Below are 6,571 nucleotides of genomic sequence, written 5' to 3'. Positions count from 1 at the left end.
CGCAGGCGGGGTTGCGGCAGACGGTGCGGAGGTGGTTCAGGCCCTTGAGGGCGCCGCACTTGCACTCCCAGTTGCCGATGGAGTAATCGACGAACTCGAGTTCGCTCTGACCCCGGAAATCGGTAATGGGAAAGACGCTGCGGAAGACGCTCTGCAGGCCGATGTCGTCGCGTTCGTCGGGAAGCAGATCCATCTGCAAAAAGCGCTCGTACGAGCGCTTTTGCATCTCAATGAGATTGGGAATCGGGACCGCGGTCTTGATCTTCGAAAAATCGACGCGTTCCCGGTGATTGCCGTTGGGCGCAGTAGCCATTCTCCACTCCTTTTGCATCCCCTCGCGGCAGACGGGCCGGACACAGGCCGCGGCAGGGTGCCTCAATCGTTAAAACCGGCGCCGGGGACTGCCGAAGCAGCCGAAGACGCGGGTCAATCTCATTCGCGATGTCAGGAAAAGGACATTGCCCGGCGCAGGGACGTCTGTCACCAAGGGCGGAGGTAGGGAAATCTCAGGCGGGGAGGGACACCTTGGGCTGGACGTCAGGCGGCGCGCATCCAGGAAGGCCATACTCCGCTCGCGAACGGAATACGGCTCGATAGGTGATTCCACGAAGGTCAGTGTTCCCCGCTATGCTCCAAGTTCTGAGCTTACAGCTTAACAGAATGAAAACAAGACAGTCAAACGGACGGCAAGGAGAGGCCGGCGGACCAGGAAGGAACCGGACGTTTCCGTCCGGCATCCCGGGTCCACCGGCCGCCAATGGCTCGCCCGCCAACAGACTCCCCGCATGAGCGGGGAGAGGGGGGTAACTACTTGACCTCGACGGTGGCGCCGGCTTCCTCGAACTTCTTCTTGAGGGCAGCGGCTTCGTCCTTGGTCACGCCTTCCTTGATGGGCTTGGGCGCGGCTTCCACGAGATCCTTGGCTTCCTTGAGGCCGAGGCCGGTGAGGCCACGGACTTCCTTGATCACCTGGATCTTCTTGTCGCCGGCGCTGGTGAGGATCACGTCGAACGCGTCCTTTTCCTCGGCGGCACCGCCACCGTCGCCGCCAGCGGCGGGAGCTGCAACCGCGACGCCAACGGGGGCGGCAGCGGACACCTCAAACTTCTCCTCGATGGCCTTGACGAGTTCGTAGGCCTCGACAAGGGACAGCGCGGAGATCGACTCGAGAAGTTCTTCAACCTTCGACATGATCAGTTCTCACTTTCTTCTGCTGCCTCGGCAGCGGGGGCATCTTCGGTGGTTTCCGGCGCCTCGTCGGCGGCGGGAGCCTCGTCGGCGGCGGCCTCAGGTGCCGGCGCCTCCTCGGCGGGTTCTTCAGCTGCCGGGGCAGACGCGGCCTCACCCGAGAACGCGTTGGCGTCGATCGCGGCCTGGAACACATATCCCAGACTGCGGTGGACTCCACTGATGACACTGGCCAGAGCACGGGCCTGACCATTGATCGCACCCGCCAAGCGGGCATAGATCTCGCTGGCGGTCGGAAGGTCGGCAAGCGCCGTGGCTTCCTTGTCGTCGAGGACCTTGTCGCCGAGCACACCGCCCTTGATGACCAGCAACGGCTGGTCTTTGGCGAAGTTCTTGAGCGCTTTGGCCACCGAGGCGATATCGCCACCCGTGCCGTCTTCGTTCGTGGTGATGAACGCGATGGCGGTCGGGCCGGTCAGCTTTTCGTCGAGGTCGAGACCGATCTCGCGGGCGGCGATTCGCACCAGGGTGTTCTTGTACACCTTGTATTCCCCACCGCCGGCACGCATGCCAGAGCGGAGCTTTCCGAGTTCGCCAACCGTGAGACCGCGATACTCGGTGAAGATGACCGCATCGGCTTGTTCAAGCTTCTGGCGGACCTCTTCGACGATCGCAACCTTTTCCGGTCGAGGATTCTCCATGTTCTGCACCTCCTTTCAACGTCAACTCAGTCCCACCGGGCGGTGGGAGTTGGGGTTGTTCGCCCCTCCTGCGTTGGCGCAGTGGCCTCCGGTTTCCCGAAGATTCACCCCACCTGACGACGAAGGGACGTTCGCATACCGCGCGAACGTCCCTGAAGCCAGGTAAGTCCACCTCGTCGGGCGGAGGACCCTTTCGAGCCTCCCTTCGGCAGGCCTCCCCCGAAAGGGAGACGTTGCAACCGGATGTCTGCGGCGAGCGAATGTGTTGTCGCCCGACGCACACGGATGGGCGGCGGGCGGCGATCTTGGCGACCGAGGTTACTCGGCCAAACGGTTCGGGTCGATCCGCACGCCCGGGCCCATGGTGGTGGCGACGGTGACCTTCTTGAAGTACTTGCCCTTCGACGAGGCGGGCTTGGCGCGCTGGAGTTCGTCGACCACGGCCTGGTAGTTGTTGACCAGATCCGCGACGTCGAAGCTCACCTTGCCGATCGGCACGTGCACGTTGCCGTGACGGTCGGTGCGGTATTCGACCTTGCCGCCCTTGAACTCCTCGACGGCCTTGGCCACGTCGTTGGTGACGGTGCCGGTCTTCGGGTTCGGCATGAGGCCGCGCGGGCCGAGCACGCGACCGAGGCGCCCCACGAGCGGCATCAGGTCCGGGGTGGCGATGGTGACATCGAAATCGAGGTTGCCGGCTTCGATCTTCGCGGCGAGGTCGTCGGAACCGACGTACTCGGCGCCCGCAGCCTCGGCCTCGCGGGCCGCGTCGCCGGCGGCGAACACCGCGACACGGACGGCCTTGCCGGTTCCGGCGGGCAGGGCCACGGTGCCACGCACCATCTGGTCGGCCTTTCGGGGGTCGACCCCGAGGCGGAACGCGGCTTCGACGGTCTCGTCGAACTTCGCGGTGGCGATGCTCTTGGCCAGCTCGATCGCCTCGGTTCCGGTGTGGAACTGTTCGCGGTCGAAGCGCTTCAGCGCGTCGTTGTATTTCTTACCCTTCGCCATGATTGGCTCCCTCTGTGGTCAGGCCCGACGGCGAGGTGATCCGCCGGTGCCGGTGATGAATGATCGTGGCGACCGGCCAGGACGACCGATCGCGATGAACGACGGGTGTGCGTCAGCCCTGGACGCGAATGCCCATCGAGCGGGCGGTGCCGACGATCTGCTGTTTGGCAGCGTCGATGTCGTCGGTGTTCAGGTCGGGAAGCTTGATGTTGGCGATCGCGGTGACCTGCTCGTCGGTGAGCGTTCCGGCGATCGACTTGCCCGGGGTCTGCGAGCCCTTTTCGAGCTTGGCGGCTTCACGGATGAGCACCGGCGCCGGCGGCGTCTTGGTGATGAAGGTGAAGGAGCGGTCTTCGAAGATGGTGATCTCGACGGGGATCACGGTGCCGCGCTGGGCTTCGGTGCGTGCGTTGTATTCCTTGCAGAAGTCCATGATCGCGATGCCGTGCGGGCCGAGCGCGGTGCCGACGGGCGGAGCCGGGGTTGCGCCACCGGCGGGGATCTGGATCTTGACGACTGCGGAGACCTTCTTGGCCATGGTGTTGAACTCTTTCTCGAATGACGTAGTGGAGTGTGTCGAAATGCGCAGGCGCGGGGCAAACCCCGTTGCGCACTACAGCTTTGCGACCTGACCGAACTCCAGCTCGACAGGGGTCTCTCGGCCGAAGATGTTAACGAGCACCTTGAGCTTGAGCTGGTCGGTGTTGATCTCCACGATCTCGCCGGAGAAGTCCGCGAACGGACCCTCCTTGACACGAACCGACTCGTGCAACTCGTACTCGCTGCGGGGCTTGGAGCGCCGCGCCTGGACCTCGACCTCATCGTCGGGAACCGACAGGAATGCCTCGACCTCGTGGCGAGGCAGCGGGGTCGGCTTGTTGCCGGCGCCGACGAACCCGGTGACGCCCGGGGTGTTGCGGATCACGTACCACGAATCATCGTCGAGTTCGCAGCGGATCAGCAGATAGCCGGGGAACATCTTCTTTTGGAGGACGACCTTCTTGCCGTTGCGGATCTCCGAGACGTCCTCCATCGGGATCTGAATCTCGTAGATGCGCTCTTCCATGTTCATGGAGTGCGTGCGGGCCTCGAGGTTCTGGCGAACCTTGTTCTCGTAGCCAGACTGGCTGTGCAGCACGTACCAACGACCGGGGCGGTCATAGGGGCTCTGCTTGCGGCGGCGGCGGGTGGTCGCCGGCTCGCCGTCTGCGGCCTCGCCGACAGCGGTCTCGCCATCGGCACCGTCGGTTGCGTCCTCGCCTGCGGTTGCGTCCTCGCCTGCCGCTTCGCCGACTACGTCACCGGCCTCGGCGGCAACTTCGTCCACGACGACGTCGCCGGGGGCGGCTTCGGTCGCTTCGGACTCGGGGGTCTCGTCGATCTCGCTCATGGCTCGCTTCAGAGGAATGGGAGCACCGCGGGCAACACGGTGCTCAGGCTGGACGGGGACGGGAAGATGAAGCTGACGACCTCGTTGAACCCCAGGTCGATCACAAAGATGAAAGCGGTCATCACGACGATGGCGAGGAACACGATGATCGACAGGCGCGTGGTTTCCTGGCGGGTGGGCCAGCCGACCTTCTTCAGTTCGGAGATGACCTCGCGCACGAACTGCCGCGGCTTGGTGCGCTCCTGTTGCAGGCGCTGGGTTGCTTCGGCCCGGTCGGTCTTACGGACGGGATTGCCCTCCGCGTCGACCTGACCGGCACGCTGCATCGCTCGCTTTTGCTCTCGGTTCATTGCCATGTGGATGTCACTACCAATGTTGTGGGTGCGTCTTGTTGCGCTGCCGACGGAAGCTGCACCTGCGGTCGTGGTTGCAGGGCAGGAGGGACTCGAACCCCCAACCTACGGTTTTGGAGACCGTTGCTCTACCAATTGAGCTACTGCCCTCGGTGGCGCCGACGCTGGAGCCTACTGGCTCGAACGCCGCAACCGCGGTGCGCCGCAGACGTCATCGACGCCGTCGTGCGCACCAACGACCCGATGGATCAGCGGGTCTCCTTGTGGACCGTGTGGGCCCGATCCCAGCGGCAGTACTTCTTGAGCTCGATGCGCTCGCGCTGGTTGTTCTTGTTCTTCGTCGTGATGTAGTTGCGTCGCTTGCAGGTCGTGCATTCGAGCGTGACGTGAACTCGCTTGTCGTTTGCCATTCGGAGTCGTCCTCAGTCGTCAGATCTCGTTCGTGCCGGATGTCGGGGCTCGCCGGGTCCGTTGCGGTCCGGGGAAGCAGGCGCAGCGTGCACGCTGCGCGCTCGGGAGGGCCCGAGGCACGAGCGACCACACTACGCGATCACACTTCGCGCCACCAACTCGGTTCTCGACGACATTGTCATCGAGGTTGTTGTCAGGTTGTCGTCAGGTTCCGGCGAACCCCGACGAAAAACGGCGGAACCCGCCGCCGAGCGAGCGCATGTGCGTCGTCGGCAGCGGGTTCCGCTCAAGAACCAGGGGGTGAGCCCTACTTGAGGATCTTGGTCACACGGCCCGCGCCGACCGTACGACCACCCTCACGAATCGCGAAACGCAACCCCTCATCCATCGCGATCGGAGCAATCAACTCCACATGCATCTCAGTGTTATCACCAGGCATGCACATCTCCGTACCAGCCGGCAACGTGATATTGCCCGTCACGTCAGTGGTACGGAAATAGAACTGCGGACGATAGTTCGAAAAGAACGGCTTATGACGGCCACCCTCATCCTTACCCAACACATACACGTTCGCCTCGAACTCAGTATGCGGAGTAATCGAACCAGGCTTCGCCAACACCTGACCGCGCTGAACCTCTTCCTTCTTCGTACCACGAAGCAACGCACCAATGTTGTCCCCAGCCTGACCCTCATCAAGCAACTTGCGGAACATCTCCACACCAGTACACGTCGTCTTCTGGGTGTCCTTCAGACCAATGATCTCGATCTCATCACCCGTATGCAAAATCCCCTGCTCGATCTTGCCCGTCACCACCGTGCCACGACCCGTGATCGAGAACACATCCTCAATCGGCATCAGGAACGGCTTATCCAAATCACGCACCGGCTCCGGAACATAGGTATCCACCTGCTCCATCAACGCCATCACCTGATCCTGCGCCGCCGAATCACCCTCCAGGGCCTTCAACGCCGACACCGGCATCACCGGAATCTCATCACCAGGGAAGTCATAGGAATCAAGAAGCTCACGAACTTCCATCTCCACCAGCTCCAACAGCTCCTCATCATCGACCATGTCGACCTTGTTCAGAGCAACAACAATCGCCGGCACACCAACCTGACGAGCCAACAACACGTGCTCACGAGTCTGCGGCATCGGACCATCAGCAGCTGACACCACCAAGATCGCGCCATCCACCTGCGCAGCACCCGTGATCATGTTCTTGATGTAATCCGCGTGACCCGGCATATCCACGTGCGCGTAATGCCGTGCATCGGTCTCATACTCAACGTGAGCAACATTGATCGTGATACCACGCTCACGCTCCTCCGGAGCCTTATCAATGTTTTCAAAATCCGTCGCCGTGTTCCCAGCAACACGATCCGACAACGTCTTCGAAATCGCAGCAGTCAACGTCGTCTTGCCATGATCGATATGGCCCATCGTGCCAACATTCACATGCGGCTTAGTCCGCTCAAACTTTTCCTTGGCCATGGCCAATCTCCTTGAATTCGGT

Annotated in this window: 9 protein-coding genes and 1 tRNA gene; all 10 read right to left on the bottom strand. The window is 62.4% G+C overall.

All coding sequences use genetic code 11. The features are described 5' to 3' along the window. On the bottom strand, positions 1 to 313 hold a 313-nt coding region (locus M9952_04915; protein ID MCO5312262.1), incomplete at its 3' end, for a hypothetical protein. A gap of 494 nt (positions 314 to 807) precedes the next feature. Beyond that, on the bottom strand, positions 808 to 1,191 hold the full coding sequence (gene rplL / locus M9952_04910; protein ID MCO5312261.1) for a 50S ribosomal protein L7/L12: 384 nt from the start codon (positions 1,189 to 1,191) through the stop codon (positions 808 to 810). 2 nt (positions 1,192 to 1,193) lie between these two features. Beyond that, positions 1,194 to 1,889 carry a 50S ribosomal protein L10 gene (rplJ, locus tag M9952_04905; protein MCO5312260.1) on the bottom strand — a complete coding sequence of 232 codons (696 nt, stop codon included), beginning with the start codon at positions 1,887 to 1,889 and terminating at the stop codon, positions 1,194 to 1,196. A gap of 318 nt (positions 1,890 to 2,207) precedes the next feature. Continuing rightward, a complete protein-coding gene (gene rplA / locus M9952_04900; protein ID MCO5312259.1) occupies positions 2,208 to 2,903 on the bottom strand; it encodes a 50S ribosomal protein L1 in 696 nt (231 codons plus the stop codon). Positions 2,904 to 3,012: 109 nt separating this feature from the next. Beyond that, positions 3,013 to 3,438: a 50S ribosomal protein L11 gene (gene rplK, locus M9952_04895; protein MCO5312258.1), complete on the bottom strand. Its 426-nt coding sequence runs from the start codon at positions 3,436 to 3,438 to the stop codon at positions 3,013 to 3,015. A gap of 75 nt (positions 3,439 to 3,513) precedes the next feature. After that, positions 3,514 to 4,290 carry a transcription termination/antitermination protein NusG gene (gene nusG / locus M9952_04890; protein MCO5312257.1) on the bottom strand — a complete coding sequence of 259 codons (777 nt, stop codon included), beginning with the start codon at positions 4,288 to 4,290 and terminating at the stop codon, positions 3,514 to 3,516. 8 nt (positions 4,291 to 4,298) lie between these two features. Beyond that, on the bottom strand, positions 4,299 to 4,646 hold the full coding sequence (gene secE, locus M9952_04885; GenBank protein ID MCO5312256.1) for a preprotein translocase subunit SecE: 348 nt from the start codon (positions 4,644 to 4,646) through the stop codon (positions 4,299 to 4,301). 74 nt (positions 4,647 to 4,720) lie between these two features. Then, positions 4,721 to 4,793 (bottom strand) — tRNA-Trp (locus M9952_04880). Positions 4,794 to 4,891: 98 nt separating this feature from the next. Continuing rightward, positions 4,892 to 5,053 (bottom strand): 50S ribosomal protein L33, encoded by a 162-nt coding sequence (gene rpmG, locus M9952_04875; protein ID MCO5312255.1) that lies wholly within the window; start codon positions 5,051 to 5,053, stop codon positions 4,892 to 4,894. 308 nt (positions 5,054 to 5,361) lie between these two features. After that, on the bottom strand, positions 5,362 to 6,549 hold the full coding sequence (tuf, locus tag M9952_04870; GenBank protein MCO5312254.1) for an elongation factor Tu: 1,188 nt from the start codon (positions 6,547 to 6,549) through the stop codon (positions 5,362 to 5,364). Positions 6,550 to 6,571: the final 22 nt, after the last annotated feature.

This window comes from Microthrixaceae bacterium (genome assembly GCA_023957975.1).
In the GTDB taxonomy this organism is placed as follows: Bacteria; Actinomycetota; Acidimicrobiia; order Acidimicrobiales; family Microtrichaceae; genus JAMLGM01.
Note: the sequence above shows the minus strand (reverse complement) of the source record. Positions and strands in the feature narration are given on the sequence as shown.

Coding starts and splice junctions, on each gene's coding strand:
- rplL (MCO5312261.1), bottom strand. CDS start 1,191: ATGTCGAAGGTTGAAGAACTTCTCGAGTCGATCTCCGCGCTGTCCCTT.
- rplJ (MCO5312260.1), bottom strand. CDS start 1,889: ATGGAGAATCCTCGACCGGAAAAGGTTGCGATCGTCGAAGAGGTCCGC.
- rplK (MCO5312258.1), bottom strand. CDS start 3,438: ATGGCCAAGAAGGTCTCCGCAGTCGTCAAGATCCAGATCCCCGCCGGT.
- nusG (MCO5312257.1), bottom strand. CDS start 4,290: ATGAGCGAGATCGACGAGACCCCCGAGTCCGAAGCGACCGAAGCCGCC.
- secE (MCO5312256.1), bottom strand. CDS start 4,646: ATGGCAATGAACCGAGAGCAAAAGCGAGCGATGCAGCGTGCCGGTCAG.
- rpmG (MCO5312255.1), bottom strand. CDS start 5,053: ATGGCAAACGACAAGCGAGTTCACGTCACGCTCGAATGCACGACCTGC.
- tuf (MCO5312254.1), bottom strand. CDS start 6,549: ATGGCCAAGGAAAAGTTTGAGCGGACTAAGCCGCATGTGAATGTTGGC.